Below are 15,429 nucleotides of genomic sequence, written 5' to 3'. Positions count from 1 at the left end.
CGATGAAATTGCGACTTGGGATGTTGCTGTTTATCATCGGATTCAGTGGCTGGTCCCATCAAGTCTACAATGAGCAACAGCAACTCAACTGGCGAGCACACAACGGTAATGCGGTTGCGCAGTACCGTTTGGGGCAGGAGTACTGGGAAAACCAAAGTAGGACAGGTGCACACTACTGGTGGCAAAGAGCAGCGCAACAACAGTTTTATCCCGCTATAGAAAATTTGATCCATCAATTTCCTGCCTCTCATGATGACTGGCTTAGATTAGCCGCTGAAGCAGGGGACTTGTCAGCTCAACGTGAGGTGGCGACCGCTGAACTTGCCGATGAAAATATTTCTATAACTCAATGGCAGCGTCGCTGGGCAGACAGTAATGAACCCTGGCTTATTCGCCAGCAAGCGTTACTTAGTCGATACCAGCGGACGAAACAGTGTGGAATGACGATAAAAGTGATAGCGGCCGGACTGGGTGATAAAGAGCGTTATCTCAACTTCTTAGACGCGGTTGAAAGCTCCCCGTTTGATAGCGGCAACTGGTGTATCAGTTGGGTACAAGACAGTAGCTTGTCGTGTATCAGCCGTTCAGAGCGAAATCGGGCAAGTTGTGAGTCTGAGAAAACGTTTAATAAGCAGGTCATACTAGCGGATAAAGGTATTGCTAGCGCCACTAATGATACGTTGACGCTGACTTCTGATAGCTCTAAAAAAGTTATTCAACATGAGTTAGGGCACTGGATGGGATTAGCCGACGAATATGAAATGTCTGAGCCATTAGCTCGTGAGTTTTGTTATGGCAATTACCATCACAAAAGCTTTAATATTGTCGTTACAGACACTGGGCGGAGCTATTCGGCGGCTCAAGTAGAAGAAATTTATAAGGGTTTGCCTGGACCCTGGAGAAAGGAAATTGGCTCTTGGCAAAGAATAGCAACACAAAAAGGGCAGCAATGGCTTCTAGGAAGCTCTGGGGGGGCTAAAGTAGGTCTTTACAAAGCGGACACCTGTAATTCCATTAGTGAAAGGCAAGCGTGGCGCCCGGTTAGAACCCAGACTGCAATGGAAGCCCATAGCACAGGACTTTGGCCAGAGCTCTATCTGAAACTTATCACGAACCAATAAATGGTATTTAGACAGCAATAGCGACCTGAGCCAGAATTAAGACTGGACAAAGTGTGGCCAAAAACCAAATCAAAGAGCGAAGCTTGTCGTAATTACTTAAATAGGCAATGTGATAAAGCACTCGGAGTGCTATAAAAGCAATACTAAGAAACTCAATTCGCTCAGTGACTTGAGACGTTGCTATAGCCGCTAAAATGGCTGCCGCGAAAAGGGGAAAGGCCTCATAGGCATTATAATGACCTGCAACGGCTCGGGCGCCACGCCCGAGCAGCCGCTGTTGTTGAGCTCTGGGATGTTGATTATCATAACCATTGTCACGATTTTGAAAATAAACCACAGGAGCCTTGGCCAAAATAGGCAAGACTCCGGCAATCAGTAAACACCACAGTAAAAGACTCATGGTCATTCTTCCTAATTAACGTACGGTTTCACCCGCTGCCTGTAAGTCAGCGTGGTAAGAGGAGCGTACTAATGGACCACTGGCAATGTGACTAAAGCCCATCTCAACGCCCGCAACTCGCAGTTCTTCAAATTCATCCGGATGCACATAACGAGCGACGGGAATGTGATGGCGACTGGGTTGTAAATACTGGCCTATGGTCAACATGTCGACATCGTGCGCACGAAGATCCTTCATGACTTCCAGTATTTCTTCTTTAGTTTCGCCGAGACCGACCATAAGACCCGATTTAGTGCGAATGTCGGGGCGAACTTCTTTATATTTTTGCAGTAAGTCTAATGACCACTGATAGTTAGCCCCCGGACGGGCGGCTTTATAAAGGCGCGGTACTGTTTCAAGGTTGTGGTTAAATACATCAGGCGCTTCACCTTTAAGAATATCAAGTGCTACCTGCATACGACCACGAAAGTCGGGTACTAATACCTCTACCTGAATGTTGTTTTCGCTGTGTTTACGAATGGCACGAATACAGTCAGCAAAATGCTGAGCTCCACCATCGCGTAAGTCATCACGGTCAACTGAGGTAATAACCACATATTTTACTTTCATGTCCCGAATGGTTTCTCCCAGCTTTTCCGCTTCTTCCGGATCGGGGGGGAGGGGACGACCATGAGCAACGTCACAAAATGGACAGCGGCGTGTGCAAATATCACCCAGAATCATAAAGCTGGCTGTACCGTGGTTGAAACATTCCGGTAAATTAGGACAGGAAGCTTCCTCACAAACAGAGTGCAGGCCGTGGCTGCGCATTGCTTGTTTTATTTCATCAATACGCTCAGTTGATGAAGGCAGTTTTACCTTCAGCCACGATGGCTTACGCAACATTTGATCGCGTTCTGTGGGAATAATCTGTACTGGTATCAGTGCCATTTTATCGGCGTCACGCATTTTGACACCAGGTTCAACTCTAACTGGCTTTGACATAATCTTGAGCGAGTCCCGTTTGTTGAAGAATGTTGCTGTAGGAAAGTGAACTGGTGAAGTGTTTTATTACTGCATCAGCCGCTTCACTAAAGCTACCAGGACCATTAAGATCCTTTGTTTGAATCATTTTTATGCCCGAAAGACCGCATGGGTTTATTCGGGAAAAAGGTTCCATATCCATATTGACGTTCAGCGCCAACCCGTGGAATGAACAGCCTTTGCGAATGCGGAGCCCTAGTGAGCAAATCTTATCTGTACCGACATAAACACCCGGTGCATCACGTCGGGCCTGGGCTTCAATATCGTACTCGGAAAGGGTGTCGATAACGGTGTTTTCAATACGGTTAACGAGCTGCCTGACACCATAATTAAGACGGCGGATATTAAGAAGAAAATAGATTACAAGCTGGCCAGGACCGTGATAAGTCACTTGTCCGCCTCTGTCTACTTGAATAACCGGAATGTCACCCGGAGACAGTATATGTTCAGCTTTTCCAGCCTGCCCTTGGGTAAAGACAGGATCATGCTCAACCACCCACAATTCGTCGGCAGTGTGCTCGTCGCGCTGATCAGTGAATTGCTGCATAGCGTGCCACACGGGTTCGTATGGCTGCCTGCCTAATTCACGAATAATTAGGGTATCGTTCATGCCTGCATTATAACGTTTGTCAGCAACAACGGCTAGCCCTGCTGCTACAGAACGTAACGAACATCCTCAATATCAGACAAAGAACGATAAAGAGTTTCGATATGCTCCTGGCTTTCAACACGCACAGCAACAGAAATTGAATGATAATTTCCTTTACTGCTCGGTTTTACTGAGGGACTGTAATCAGCCGGAGCATGCTCTTGTAAAACCTCGACAACTTGATCCGGTAAACTCTCACTAGCAACCCCCATCACCTTAAAAGTAAAGTGACAGGGAAAATCTACCAGTTCGTCAAAACGAGTTTTTTGCATGTTCGTAACCCTTTATTTCTGAATAAACTGCTGCTTTATATAATCCATTATCTTCTTGAAGAAACCACCTTCTTTAACCGCTTGTAGCGTGACTAAAGGAAATGAAGCAACATCTTCACCATTCAACTGAAGGTAAACGGTACCAACATGCTGGCCTTTGGATAGCGGTGCTTGCAATTCCTGATCAAGCTCGAAATTCGCTTTAAGTTTATCTCGTTGCCCTTTAGGTAACGTGATGACCACATCTTCGCTGATACCCAAGGCAACTTCATCCAAATCTCCGCCCCAGATACGATGGGAAACAAAGCTTTCTCCGGCGCTGTATGCTTCTACAGTTTCGTAATAACGGAAGCCGTAATTTAGCAGCTTTTTACTCTCAATTTTACGGGCTTGTTCACTGCTCGTACCTAAAACAACCGCAATTAATCGGGTGCCATCTTCTACCGCTGAGGACACCAGGTTGTAGCCAGCTTCATTAGTGTGGCCTGTTTTTATGCCATCAACATTTAAGCTTCTGTCCCACAATAGTGAGTTTCGGTTGTACTGCTTTATATTGTTATAGGTGAATGATTTTTGAGAATATAATTTATACTCTTCAGGTGTTTCTTCAATTAATGCACTGGCTAATGTTGCCATATCGCGCGCCGAAACATACTGCTCAGGACTTGGTAGGCCATGGCTATTGGCGAAATGGCTGTTCGTCATGCCAATTTGCTCTGCGTAATTATTCATTAACCCTGCAAAAGCGCTTTCGCTACCGGCAATGTATTCAGCCATTGCAACGCAGGCATCGTTACCGGACGAAATGATAATACCGCGATTCAGATCGGCAACGCTGACTTCCTTGCCTACCTCAATAAACATCTTAGAAGATTCTGGAAAGTTTTTAGCCCAGGCGTTTTCGCTAATTGTAACCATATCCGTCGAATTAATACGTCCAGCCTGAATTTCTTTGCCAATAATGTAACTGGTCATCATTTTAGTCAGGCTTGCAGGTGGTTGTTTTTTGCTAGAGTTTCCTTCTGCTATCACCTTGCCTGTGGTGTGATCGATAAGTATATAGGCTTCGGCATTAACTGATGGTGGACTCGGTACCAAAGATTGAGCGAAAGCGGCTGAACTGAATAATAGAATTACTGCGGTAAAAAGATGACAAATTTTTTTCATTGGAAGTATCTTTATCTTATCGGTCAAAATGAATTGTGTGCGTAACAGCCCGGATCATATCACTTCTGGCGCGTAACGTCAGGAGTATCCAGCTCGTTTTGCATTGTCTTTACTCGAAAGGCACCTGGATATCCAGAGGTTCTCATTTGTTCTAAAAGACGATAACTTTCGTCTTCCGGAACAGGGCCTAGCATCAGTTTATGTAGACCATTCGTTTGCTCAGTAGTTGCAATTTTCTTTAGTTCTGTCGGTAAGTCGTGCTTCAGCTGCGATAAACGGTTTCTATTTGATGAAGCAGCCAATTGTATATGGTAAACGTGTTGGTTGACTTGTATCGTTGAGTTGCCTTTGGGCATAGGGGTATTCAATGTAATCGCTTTTACCCTGACCGGGGCCGTGCCTTTATCGAGCATGCCTAGCTTGTAAGCAGCAGCAAAAGATAGATCAATAATACGTTGAGAATGAAATGGGCCACGATCGTTCACCCTTACAATAACGCTGCGTTCATTTCGTAAATTGGTGACTTCAACATAAGTAGGCAGCGGTAATCGCTTATGTGCAGCGGTCATACTGTACATATCATAGTACTCACCATTGGAAGTGAGGTGGCCATGGAATTTATTGCCATACCATGATGCATAACCTTCCTCAGTATAACCTTCGGCAGTGTCCATCACTTGGTAATGATTACCCATAACGGTGTAATCTCTATTACCCTGCGGACTTAGCGGCTCATGCACAGGGACTGCGTTGCGTAATTCTGATTGAATTGGTAAACGAGTTGGTGCACTGTCTTCGTGCTGATCGTATCGCCCCGGAGGGTTACTTGAGCAACTGCTGAGTATGATGACACTCAGCAGCGACAGGCCAAGATTAGTCCTTTTCATTTCTGAGCTGCTCACTAAACTGATAAACGACCATTGCATACAGTGGGCTGTGATTGTATCGGGTAATGACGTAGAAGTTGTGATATCCCAGCCAATAATCGTGGGAGTTTTTTGTTTCAAATTCGAATACGCGCACCTTGGTATCACCATTGACGTTCTTACTCTGAGGAAGTTCATAACCCCTACGTCTAATTTCTGCGCGTGTCATATTGGGTTTCATACCATTGCTAACTAAGGCTTCCCAGTCTTGGCCCTCAGGCAACAGCTGCGCAACAGGCTGACCTTGAGCCCAATTGTGCATAGCAAAATAATTAGCGACGCTGCCAATGGCGTCTACCGGGTTAGTTAAAATATCCCGTTGCCCGTCGTTGTCAAAATCGACGGCGTAATGCCGGTAACTCGAAGAAATAAACTGGCCGAAACCCATAGCCCCGGCATAAGAACCTTTAGCTTTAGCTACGTCCCAGTCTTCTTCTGAGGCAAGCTGGAAAAATTCACTCAGTTCTGAACGGAAGAATGTTGCTCGTGGAGGGTAATGAAATCCTAAAGTGTATAAAGAGTCTAAAACAGAATATTTCCCCATGTAACTACCGTAAAAGCTTTCTATACCAATAATAGCAACGATAATTTGCGCCGGGACACCGTACTTTTTTTCCGCTCGCGTTAATGTTTCTTGATGTTTATTCCAGAAAGAAAGGCCAGCTTTTAAACGTTTTTCTGTTAAGAAAATAGGGTGGTATTGGTACCATGGTTTAGCTTCCCAAGGACGCTGAATTGCTTCCAGTACCTCAGTGTTCTTTTCTGCTGCTTGCATCCACTGGCGTACTTTTTCTTCATCCAGCTGATGTTGCTTCACTTGTTCCTGAATAAACTGTTCAACTTCAGGACTTTGCTCTTGAGCATTAATTGGTAAGCTGGTTGTTGCGGTTAGCAAAGCTAACCCAAATAGAATTCGCATAAAAGTTCCTTTGTTCTATCCATTTTTCATCACTAAACGATGGTGGGTGGCAACAGACATTAGCATGCCAAATCCCGCCATTAATGTAACCATGGACGTGCCGCCATAACTGATCAGAGGCAATGGTACCCCAACCACAGGTAATAGTCCTGAAACCATACCAATATTTACAAAGACATAAACGAAGAACGTCAGGGTTAAGGAGCCCGCGAGTAATTTGCTGAAGATATCCTGTGTTTGCAGAGCGATGATAAGTCCGCGTAAGATAACAAATCCGTACAGCGCAAGTAGAAGAATGACTCCGGTAAGGCCGAACTCCTCGCTGAAAACGGAAAATATAAAGTCAGTATGGCGTTCCGGTAAAAATTCCAATTGAGATTGCGTACCTTGTAACCAGCCCTTGCCGTCTATACCACCTGAACCAATCGCTATTTTTGACTGAATAATATGATAGCCGGCGCCTAATGGGTCACGTTCCGGGTTTAAGAAAGTCAGTACTCGTTGACGTTGGTAGTCATGCATAAGATAGAACCAAAGCACTGGAGTAAATGCTGCAATAGCAAGTGCTGCAGTTGCCACTAATTTCCAACTGAGTCCAGCCAGAAAAATGACAAAGATTCCGGCGCTGGCAACCAATAACGAGGTTCCCAAGTCGGGCTGCCTTGCAATTAATACGGTTGGAATAATGACCAGAAGCATAGCGCCAAACAGCCGATAGATGGAAGGAGGGATAGGGTGTTGATTCATGTACCAGGCTAGCATCAATGGCATAGCTAACTTCATGATTTCAGATGGCTGAATGGTTATCGGGCCAAGATCTAGCCAACGCTGTGCACCTTTACCAACCTCTCCGAATACAAGCACTGCAACTAAAAGTAAGATACCACCAAGAAAAGCGGGGATAGCAAAGCGTGATAGCGCACGAGGGGGTATTTGTGCCACGACGAAAAGAACAACAAACGATAAACCAATACGTACAGCTTGTCGTTGAACTACGGCTATATCCTGCCCGGCCGCACTATAGATAACAAATAAGCTGACAATAGACAGTATGATTAAAGGAATGATCAAAGGACCGTCAATGTGCAGCTTTTTCAATAAGGGATTACGTTGGCGCTCTTCAGTCGTCAGCATGTGTTTTTACCTGCTGTTTTTTGCCTTGATTAAATCGTAGATGCCAGAGGTCGAGCATTTCTCGGGCTACTGGCGCCGCGATACTCCCGCCACCTCCTAAAGAGTTTTCAATAGCGACCACAACGACAACCTCTGGATTGGTGGCGGGGGCATACCCTATATACATTGCATTGTCGCGGTAGCGTTCTGCTATGTCTTCAGCGTTGTATTCTTCTTCCTGTCCCAGACTGCGGACTTGAGCCGTGCCGGTTTTTCCTGCCGATGTGTAGGGTGCACCCTCAAAGGCATTATTAGCGGTACCTTTCGGAGTCATGTTGACGTTGCGCATGGCATTATTGATGATGTCCCAGTTGTCGCTATCAGACAGTGTTAAAGGCTCTTTATGAATAATGGGCGCTTTTTCGAAGACACCTTCGTCTATTTTACCCTGCAACAGACGAGGCACTGGATGCTCACCGTTTCTTGCAATCATTGCTGTCGCTACTGCCAGTTGTATCGGAGTGGCGGTCCAGTAACTTTGGCCTATACCAACCGAAAGCGTTTCACCCGCGTACCAAGGCTGTCCAAATCTGGCGCGCTTCCACCCTCTGGATGGCATTAAAGCGGAAACTTCCTCTCCAATATCGATACCGGTCATTTCACCGAATCCGAATTTTCTCATAAAGCCCGAGATTTTATCCACGCCCAACTTCAGTGACAGGTCGTAGTAAAAGGTGTCGCAACTTTCGGTTATTGCTGTTTCGATGTCGACCCAGCCATGGCCCCAGGCAAGCCAATCTCTATAGCGCCTGTCGACGCCATCTATTTCAAACCAGCCAGGATCCCATATACGTGTCTTTCTGGTAATAATTTCTTCTTCTAATCCCAGCAATCCAATTTGAGGCTTGATTGTTGAAGCCGGAGGGTAAGCACCTTGAGTGGCTCGGTTGAGTAGCGGGCTTTCCGTCGAATTGAGTAAAGACTGATATTGTTTGTAGGAAATGCCGTTAACGAACCAGTTAGGGTCATAACTTGGTGTACTGACCATGGTCAGTACACCACCGGTTTTGGCATCCATTAATATGATGGAGCCTCGCTTTTCGCCAAGCAAATTTAACGCTTTACGCTGTAACGCCAAATCAAGTTCCAGGACAATGTCCTGGCCGGGTTCCGGTGCTTCTACACTCAGTGTTCGCACAGCCCGCCCCCGATTGTTGACTTCAACACTTTGGTAACCGACTTTGCCGTGCAGCACTTTTTCGTAATATTTTTCTATACCCAGCTTTCCAATAGTACGACTTGCTGCGTAATTAGCTAACTCGTCATTTTCTCGTAGTCGTTTAACGTCGTTTGGGTTAATTTTAGCGACATAGCCAACAGCGTGTGTGAGCAGCTCTTTATGTGGATAACTTCGTATCAATCGCGCTTCAATACTAACCCCAGGGTATTTATATTGCTGTGCCGCAAAAATAGCCAATTGTCGTTCATTCAAATTATCAAGCAACGGTACGTTATTAAAGCGTCGTTGATTTTTTAAATTGCGGTGAAAGCGAACTAAGGTGCTATCAGGGAAGTCAAGCAACTGCTGAAGCTGGCTTAAGGTTTTATCGAGATCAGGAATAGCCTCTGGCGTTACATCTAAGCTGTAAATTGGTATATTTTCGGCTAATAGAGTCCCGTTGCGATCATAGATTAATCCGCGGTTAGGGGCGAGAGGTAATAGTTTAATTCGATTATCGTTAGAACGTGTTTGCAGTTCATTATGTTCACTGACCTGCAAATGGTACATGTTGGATGCTAACGTAATAAATACAGTAACAACGACCGCCATTGCAACAAGAACACGGCGGCTGAAAAGAGCTGCTTCGGTTTCGTGATCACGTATGTGTGTGCGCTGGCGCATTGTTATTATTATTCTCTATGATACGGATGGTTATTATTTACGCTCCAGGCCCGATATAAACTCTCAGCTACTATAAGCCGCACAATAGGATGGGGCAGGGTTAGCTTAGACAAAGACCAACGTTGTTCGGCAGCTCCAAGACATTCTTCGGAGAGGCCTTCAGGGCCACCGATCAACAGAGTGACATCTCTGCCGTCCATTTGCCACTTTTCCAGTTGCTGAGCAAGCTTTGGAGTGTCCCAGTCTCTACCTGTGACCTCCAAAGTTACAATTCGGTTCCCTTTGGGTATCGCTTGCAGAAGAAGCTTCCCTTCTTGTTGCATGACACGCTTTAGATCCGCTTTGCGAGTTCGCTTCTGCGCTGCTATTTCATGCAGTACGAGTTTACAATCTGCCGGGAACCGCTTTTTATATTCATTAAAGCCTTCAGTAACCCAGGTCGGCATTTTAGTACCAACCGCGAGTAATTGAATTTGCACCGACTAACCCCAGAGCTTTTCTAATTGATAGAAGTCGCGAATACTGTCTTGCATAACGTGTACAACGACATCACCAAGATCAACCAGGACCCATTCAGATTGTTCGCCACCTTCTACGCCGATAGGCGGGGTGCCAGCATGTTTGGCTTCTGTGGCAACATGTTCAGCAATGCTTCGCACATGCGTTTTCGAGCTGCCAGAGCAGATAACCATATAGTCAACAACGTCAGTTTTATCATGAACATCTAAAATTTGAACGTCACGACCTTTAAGGTCATCGATTTTATCAATGACAAATTCACGCAATTCTTCTGCCTGCAAAAGATTTTCTCCGATTTGAGGATTAAAACCCGAAGTTTAACAGAAATTAAGAAAAGTGTTCAGCTACAAATACAGCTGATGTTGTCTTATATAGTCATAAATAGTGTCCGGAAGAGGCAGGTCATGCTCACGATGTTGAAGCCGTTCACGGAGTTCAGTTGCTGAAACATCCACCATGGGAGTTTTTGCAATATACAGTAAGCCTGATTTTTGGTGTTCTAAATCACCTTTAACGTGAGTTAAATGTGTTGATATAAAGTCTTTTAGACGTTCGTTTTCAACATTAAAATCGACTCCGGGTCTCGGCATAACCACGAGGTGAGCGTAGTCGCTAAGCTGCTGCCATTGATGCCATCGATGAAGACTCATTAAAGAATCCATTCCCATAACGAACAGAAGCGAGTCATCTGGGAAACGATTATTGAACTCACTTAATGTGTTCGCTGTATAAGAAGGCCTATCCTGCTTTAATTCCCAGTCTTCAGCTTCGAAAGCAGGGTGATGCGAGCAGGCTAACTTAACCATTTCCAGTCGATGTGAGGCGCTGGCTCCGGGCTGGGGCCTATGGGGAGGAATGGCGCTTGGCATGAGCGATAAGGTTGAAATATTAAGCTCGTTGATTAAAGCACTAGCGGTTTCTATATGACCATTGTGAATGGGATCAAAGGTTCCGCCAAAAATTGCGCGCATCATAATTGGATAAACTGCTCTTTGGGTTCAATGCCATGGTTAAACGCGGAAAGCGCTTGATTAATCTCATCGGCATTGGTGCAACACAGTAAACTCAGTAGGTGTGTTGTTAATATAAGGGGGGATTCGCCGCTATCGAGTTTGAGAGCTGCCTCTATTCGTTCGACTAGTCTGTGCGCACCTTGCAGTGTCTTCATGTCGAGTTGAGTCGATCGTTTGTGGTAGCCTGGTTGTTGATTCGGCCAAATCATAAACTGCCGGAAAAGGGCAGTGGCATCGCTCTGAGCCTGCTGAGATTTTTTTAATGCCGTGAGCAATTGGACTTCACGTTGTAAAATCCAAATAAGTCGGTGAAAATCATTTTCTTCATCGAGCAGGCGACTGAGGCGATGCAATGCGCCATCGAAGTCTTGCTGCTGAATGCTTTCTTGCAATGCAAACACACTAAAACGGCTGACATCATCAATTGAGTTTTTAAGAAAGTCTTCTGTGATAACACCGTCGTTAGTCAATAATTGCCACTTGCTAAGTTCCTGATCGAGGGCAAGCAAGTTTCCCTCAAACCAGTCGGATAGCTTCTCCGGTACACCTTTAGCTAAAGTAAGCTGATAGCGTTGCGCTCGCTGGTGAATAAAGGCCGGAAGCTGTGACTTATCAGGACTCTGTGTCCTGACCAGTGGGCCTCGTTCTGATAGTGCTTTAAACCAGCGACTGTTCTGCGTTTCTTTTTTAAGTCGGTCACCAATGACGACAAGCACTTCATTTTCTGTTTGGTTTTGTGCGTACTCGGTTAAAGCTGCAGATCCATCCCGACCGGGCTTATTCTCCGGTAACTCAAGTTCTATCAGGCGTAAATTGCCGAAGAGGCTCATGGATTGCTCACCGGAAGAGAGTTGTTGCCAGTCAAAGTCTTTACTTTGTAGCCAGTGAACACGCTCGAGATCGTTTCCGGCTAAATGTTTACGAATAACGGTCAGTGCGTCATTGCGAAGCAGAAGGTCATCGCCAAACACCAACAGAACAGGGGGAGTGCCCGTTTGCTGCAGATAGGGTTCGAGCTTTTCCGGATATAGAGTTTGCATGACCTAAGGGCTTTGCTCCGACATCTCAGAGATGATCTGCTGTAAAATACGTCTTGATGCTTCAGCTCTCATCTCATCAACGAGCATTTCTCGTTCACGAGTTTTAGCCAATGCAAAGTTAGGATCGTCTTGATAGTCCCTGGCGACCTCAACAGTACGTTCAAGCAGTAGTTGGTTACCTTGTACCAGTTGATATTTTACTTGATACAACAACTCATATTCGGCGACCTGGCCACTTTCAAATAGCGATAAGGTTCTTCTCTCTAATTTATCGGAAATGAGACGAACTGTTGGCTCCTCTGCGTCGAGGACCTTAATGCCTGAATGAACGAAGCGCTGTTTCATATGCTCGCTTAATTCTTTAGAAACGTAGCTTTCCAGTGAAACAGATTGAAGTGTTTCAGGAAGTTGGTAGTTTCCCCTGAGCTGGAAGCCACAACCGCTTAGTGTGGCAACCAGAGTCAGCATGAGTATAAGATTTAAGCCAATACGCATAATTTACCCAACAACGAGGTTGAGGATTTTTCCAGGCACATAGATTTTCTTACGAATCTCTTTACCTTCAGTGTGTTTTTGCACTGCTTCCTCATCAAAAGCAATTTGCTCTACTTGCTCTGCGGATGCATCAGCCGGCACGGTCAACTTAGCGCGAACCTTACCGTTTATTTGAACCACTATCAGCTTTTCATCTTCAACCAACGCGCTTTCATCGACACTCGGCCAATCGGCAAATGCTAACGGCTCTTCGTGTCCTAACTCTTGCCATAACTGTTCGCAAATGTGTGGCGTGATAGGCGCAAGCATGCGCACCATAGCATCAATAGATTCCGCTACAACCTGGCGATCGGCTTCGCTTTCTAACGGTGCTTTTTGTAAGTGATTGAGCAACTCCATAATAGCCGCTATGGCGGTATTGAAATGCTGGCGCCGACCCATATCGTCGCTGACTTTGGCGATGGTTTTATGTAGCTCGCGACGCAACTCTTTCTGTTTCGCGTTTAAGCTATGACCGTTGCCGGCACCGCCCGCCTTAGTTAAGTCGTAAGTGAGTTTCCACAAACGGCGCAAGAAGCGTTGCGCGCCCTCGACTCCGGAGTCTGACCACTCCAGAGTCATTTCCGGTGGTGCTGCAAACATCATGAACAAACGTACTGTATCTGCGCCATAGCGCTCTACCATGGTTTGTGGGTCAATACCGTTGTTCTTGGATTTTGACATCTTGCTCATGCCGCCGATATTTACCGGCTGGCCGTCTTGTTTATGTTTTGCTCCGGCTATCGCGCCTTTATCGTCTCGCTCAATATCAACATCGAGAGGAGATACCCATTGTTTACCGCCTTTCTCATCTTCGCGATAATAGCTGTCGGCAAGCACCATTCCTTGACATAGCAAGCGTTTAAACGGCTCATCAGAATTAACCAAGCCGGTATCCCGCAGTAACTTATGGAAAAAGCGTGCATATAATAAGTGCAAAATAGCGTGCTCTATGCCGCCAATATATTGATCAACGGGTAACCAATAGTTGGCCTTTTCCGGATCAAGCATGGCGTCATCGGTTTGCGCACTGCAATAACGGGCGTAGTACCAGGAGGACTCCATAAAGGTGTCGAAAGTGTCCGTTTCATGCTCTGCTGGTTGACCCTTGTATTCAGTCTTACGCCATTCTGGGTTTGACTTTATTGGTGAGTTGACACCATCCATAACCACATCTTCGGGCAGTTTTACCGGTAACTGATCTTCCGGTACTGGCACGGACTCGCCATTCTCAAGGTTAAGCATTGGAATAGGGGTTCCCCAATAACGTTGGCGTGAAACTCCCCAGTCGCGTAAGCGGTAATTTACTTTACGTTCGCCAATACCTTTTTCTTTTAGCTCTGTTGCAATAGCGTCAAAAGCTGCGGCTGAGCTCATGCCGTTATAAGGACCGGAATTAATGACGGTGCCTTTCTCAGTAATAGCGGCTTTCTCTATATCACTATCGCCACTCATTGGCTCTATTACTGGCCGAATTTCTAAATGGTACTTTGTTGCAAACTCCCAGTCGCGCTGGTCATGAGCGGGTACAGCCATTACGGCACCTGAGCCATAATCCATTAAAACAAAGTTCGCGACCCAAACCGGGATTTCTTCGCCCGTCATAGGATGAACGGCTTTAATACCGGTGTCCATGCCCCGCTTTTCCATTGTTGCGATGTCGGCTTCAGCGACTTTACTGTTCTTACACTCTTCAATGAAATCAGCGAGTTCCGGATTGCTTTTTGCCGCTTCAATAGCTAATGGATGCTGTGCAGCAACCCCCATATAAGTGACGCCGTACAAAGTGTCCGGGCGAGTTGTATAAACGCTGAGGGTTTGCTCAGTTGAAGCAACATTGAAGTCAATTTCGACCCCTTCGGAACGACCAATCCAGTTACGTTGCATGGCCTTTACTTGCTCTGGCCAACCATCAAGCTGATCGAGATCGTTCAATAGCTCTTCAGCGTAGTCGGTAATTTTGATAAACCACTGAGGTATTTCTTTTTGCTCGACTTTTGCACCAGAACGCCAACCACGGCCATCAATAACCTGTTCATTGGCTAATACCGTTTGATCGACTGGATCCCAGTTAACGGTTGCATTCTTTTTGTACACCAACCCTTTTTCATAAAGTTTGGTGAAGAACCATTGCTCCCAGCGGTAGTAATCTGGCGAGCAGGTAGCCAGTTCCCGAGCCCAGTCGTAACCAAAGCCCAGGCTTTTCAACTGCTCGCGCATGTAGTCTATATTCTGGTAAGTCCATTTAGCCGGTGCCGTTTTGTTTTGTATTGCGGCATTTTCAGCAGGTAACCCAAAAGCATCCCAGCCCATAGGTTGCATGACGTTTTTTCCAAGCATACGCTGGTGACGACTAATAACGTCACCTAAGGTGTAGTTACGAACGTGACCCATGTGCAGCTTACCACTGGGGTAGGGGAACATTGAGAGGCAATAGAACTTGTCTTTGCCGGGTTGTTCTTTAGCCGTAAATACGTCTTGTTTCTGCCAGAGTCTTTGCATGGCAGACTCTATTTTGCTCGGGTTGTATTGTTCTTGCATAATTCCTGCTGATTCCGGTTGAATTGAAGTGTCGACTTAGCTAATTGCGTACCACATAAGAAACATGATGATAATGCCTGCCAGGCCAAAAAAGCCGTACTCAAACACTGAGCGCTGTTTGACTTCGGCTGGCTGTGATTTATCAATTCCGAACAGCATCAGCCAAGAGCTCAATCCAAGACCACCTGCAGCAATAAGCACCGCAAAAAGAATGGCATCAAATATATTTTCCATAATGATATCCCTGTAGAAAAATGGAAAAGAAGAGTAAAAAAGTCGTTCTGTTTAA

Annotated in this window: 17 protein-coding genes; 1 reads left to right on the top strand and 16 read right to left on the bottom strand. The window is 45.7% G+C overall.

What is annotated here, in order from left to right:
- Positions 1–2: 2 nt before the first annotated feature.
- Positions 3–1,121 carry an SEL1-like repeat protein gene (locus RBK99_RS03775; protein ID WP_317503299.1) on the top strand — a complete coding sequence of 373 codons (1,119 nt, stop codon included), beginning with the start codon at positions 3–5 and terminating at the stop codon, positions 1,119–1,121.
- A 7-nt stretch (positions 1,122–1,128) separates the two neighbouring features.
- Here RBK99_RS03775 and RBK99_RS03770 read toward each other — a convergent pair whose 3' ends face one another.
- The 16 genes from RBK99_RS03770 to RBK99_RS03695 all read right to left on the bottom strand — a co-directional run bounded on the left by RBK99_RS03770 (position 1,129) and on the right by RBK99_RS03695 (position 15,374).
- Positions 1,129–1,521: an MAPEG family protein gene (locus tag RBK99_RS03770; protein WP_317503298.1), complete on the bottom strand. Its 393-nt coding sequence runs from the start codon at positions 1,519–1,521 to the stop codon at positions 1,129–1,131.
- A gap of 15 nt (positions 1,522–1,536) precedes the next feature.
- Entirely contained in the window at positions 1,537–2,505 is a 969-nt protein-coding gene (gene lipA / locus RBK99_RS03765; protein ID WP_317503297.1) for a lipoyl synthase, read from the bottom strand.
- A complete protein-coding gene (gene lipB / locus RBK99_RS03760; RefSeq protein WP_317503296.1) occupies positions 2,489–3,154 on the bottom strand; it encodes a lipoyl(octanoyl) transferase LipB in 666 nt (221 codons plus the stop codon). Before lipB ends, lipA begins: the two co-directional genes overlap by 17 nt.
- Positions 3,155–3,198: 44 nt before the next feature.
- The gene (ybeD, locus tag RBK99_RS03755; RefSeq protein ID WP_317503295.1) at positions 3,199–3,465 is read right to left on the bottom strand and encodes a DUF493 family protein YbeD; all 267 of its coding nucleotides are present in this window, start codon (positions 3,463–3,465) and stop codon (positions 3,199–3,201) included.
- Positions 3,466–3,477: 12 nt separating this feature from the next.
- Positions 3,478–4,632, bottom strand: coding sequence for a serine hydrolase (locus RBK99_RS03750; RefSeq protein WP_317503294.1), 1,155 nt, complete (start codon positions 4,630–4,632; stop codon positions 3,478–3,480).
- A 59-nt stretch (positions 4,633–4,691) separates the two neighbouring features.
- Positions 4,692–5,519 carry a septal ring lytic transglycosylase RlpA family protein gene (locus tag RBK99_RS03745; protein WP_317503293.1) on the bottom strand — a complete coding sequence of 276 codons (828 nt, stop codon included), beginning with the start codon at positions 5,517–5,519 and terminating at the stop codon, positions 4,692–4,694.
- Positions 5,506–6,477, bottom strand: coding sequence for a lytic murein transglycosylase B (gene mltB / locus RBK99_RS03740; RefSeq protein ID WP_317503292.1), 972 nt, complete (start codon positions 6,475–6,477; stop codon positions 5,506–5,508). The genes RBK99_RS03745 and mltB overlap by 14 nt, the downstream gene beginning before the upstream one ends.
- A gap of 15 nt (positions 6,478–6,492) precedes the next feature.
- Positions 6,493–7,611, bottom strand: coding sequence for a rod shape-determining protein RodA (rodA, locus tag RBK99_RS03735; RefSeq protein ID WP_317503291.1), 1,119 nt, complete (start codon positions 7,609–7,611; stop codon positions 6,493–6,495).
- Positions 7,598–9,493, bottom strand: a complete 1,896-nt coding sequence (gene mrdA, locus RBK99_RS03730; protein ID WP_317503290.1) for a penicillin-binding protein 2 — start codon at positions 9,491–9,493, stop codon at positions 7,598–7,600. Before mrdA ends, rodA begins: the two co-directional genes overlap by 14 nt.
- An 8-nt stretch (positions 9,494–9,501) precedes the next feature.
- The gene (gene rlmH, locus RBK99_RS03725; protein WP_317503289.1) at positions 9,502–9,972 is read right to left on the bottom strand and encodes a 23S rRNA (pseudouridine(1915)-N(3))-methyltransferase RlmH; all 471 of its coding nucleotides are present in this window, start codon (positions 9,970–9,972) and stop codon (positions 9,502–9,504) included.
- 3 nt (positions 9,973–9,975) lie between these two features.
- Entirely contained in the window at positions 9,976–10,293 is a 318-nt protein-coding gene (rsfS, locus tag RBK99_RS03720; RefSeq protein ID WP_317503288.1) for a ribosome silencing factor, read from the bottom strand.
- A gap of 63 nt (positions 10,294–10,356) precedes the next feature.
- On the bottom strand, positions 10,357–10,986 hold the full coding sequence (gene nadD / locus RBK99_RS03715) for a nicotinate-nucleotide adenylyltransferase (protein WP_317503287.1): 630 nt from the start codon (positions 10,984–10,986) through the stop codon (positions 10,357–10,359).
- Positions 10,983–12,065 (bottom strand): DNA polymerase III subunit delta, encoded by a 1,083-nt coding sequence (gene holA, locus RBK99_RS03710; RefSeq protein WP_317503286.1) that lies wholly within the window; start codon positions 12,063–12,065, stop codon positions 10,983–10,985. Before holA ends, nadD begins: the two co-directional genes overlap by 4 nt.
- A gap of 3 nt (positions 12,066–12,068) precedes the next feature.
- Entirely contained in the window at positions 12,069–12,560 is a 492-nt protein-coding gene (locus RBK99_RS03705; protein WP_317503285.1) for an LPS-assembly lipoprotein LptE, read from the bottom strand.
- A gap of 3 nt (positions 12,561–12,563) precedes the next feature.
- Positions 12,564–15,140, bottom strand: a complete 2,577-nt coding sequence (leuS, locus tag RBK99_RS03700; protein ID WP_317503284.1) for a leucine--tRNA ligase — start codon at positions 15,138–15,140, stop codon at positions 12,564–12,566.
- Positions 15,141–15,176: 36 nt separating this feature from the next.
- The gene (locus RBK99_RS03695) at positions 15,177–15,374 is read right to left on the bottom strand and encodes a hypothetical protein (RefSeq protein WP_317503283.1); all 198 of its coding nucleotides are present in this window, start codon (positions 15,372–15,374) and stop codon (positions 15,177–15,179) included.
- Between the last annotated feature and the right edge of the window lie 55 nt (positions 15,375–15,429).

It is taken from the genome of Idiomarina solivarensis (assembly GCF_033052755.1).
Lineage (GTDB): Bacteria > Pseudomonadota > Gammaproteobacteria > Enterobacterales > Alteromonadaceae > Idiomarina.
This window is presented reverse-complemented; position numbering and strand designations above follow the sequence as displayed.

Coding starts and splice junctions, on each gene's coding strand:
- RBK99_RS03775 (WP_317503299.1), top strand. CDS start 3: ATGAAATTGCGACTTGGGATGTTGCTGTTTATCATCGGATTCAGTGGC.
- RBK99_RS03770 (WP_317503298.1), bottom strand. CDS start 1,521: ATGAGTCTTTTACTGTGGTGTTTACTGATTGCCGGAGTCTTGCCTATT.
- lipA (WP_317503297.1), bottom strand. CDS start 2,505: ATGTCAAAGCCAGTTAGAGTTGAACCTGGTGTCAAAATGCGTGACGCC.
- lipB (WP_317503296.1), bottom strand. CDS start 3,154: ATGAACGATACCCTAATTATTCGTGAATTAGGCAGGCAGCCATACGAA.
- ybeD (WP_317503295.1), bottom strand. CDS start 3,465: ATGCAAAAAACTCGTTTTGACGAACTGGTAGATTTTCCCTGTCACTTT.
- RBK99_RS03750 (WP_317503294.1), bottom strand. CDS start 4,632: ATGAAAAAAATTTGTCATCTTTTTACCGCAGTAATTCTATTATTCAGT.
- RBK99_RS03745 (WP_317503293.1), bottom strand. CDS start 5,519: ATGAAAAGGACTAATCTTGGCCTGTCGCTGCTGAGTGTCATCATACTC.
- mltB (WP_317503292.1), bottom strand. CDS start 6,477: ATGCGAATTCTATTTGGGTTAGCTTTGCTAACCGCAACAACCAGCTTA.
- rodA (WP_317503291.1), bottom strand. CDS start 7,611: ATGCTGACGACTGAAGAGCGCCAACGTAATCCCTTATTGAAAAAGCTG.
- mrdA (WP_317503290.1), bottom strand. CDS start 9,493: ATGCGCCAGCGCACACACATACGTGATCACGAAACCGAAGCAGCTCTT.
- nadD (WP_317503287.1), bottom strand. CDS start 10,986: ATGATGCGCGCAATTTTTGGCGGAACCTTTGATCCCATTCACAATGGT.
- holA (WP_317503286.1), bottom strand. CDS start 12,065: ATGCAAACTCTATATCCGGAAAAGCTCGAACCCTATCTGCAGCAAACG.
- RBK99_RS03705 (WP_317503285.1), bottom strand. CDS start 12,560: ATGCGTATTGGCTTAAATCTTATACTCATGCTGACTCTGGTTGCCACA.
- leuS (WP_317503284.1), bottom strand. CDS start 15,140: ATGCAAGAACAATACAACCCGAGCAAAATAGAGTCTGCCATGCAAAGA.
- RBK99_RS03695 (WP_317503283.1), bottom strand. CDS start 15,374: ATGGAAAATATATTTGATGCCATTCTTTTTGCGGTGCTTATTGCTGCA.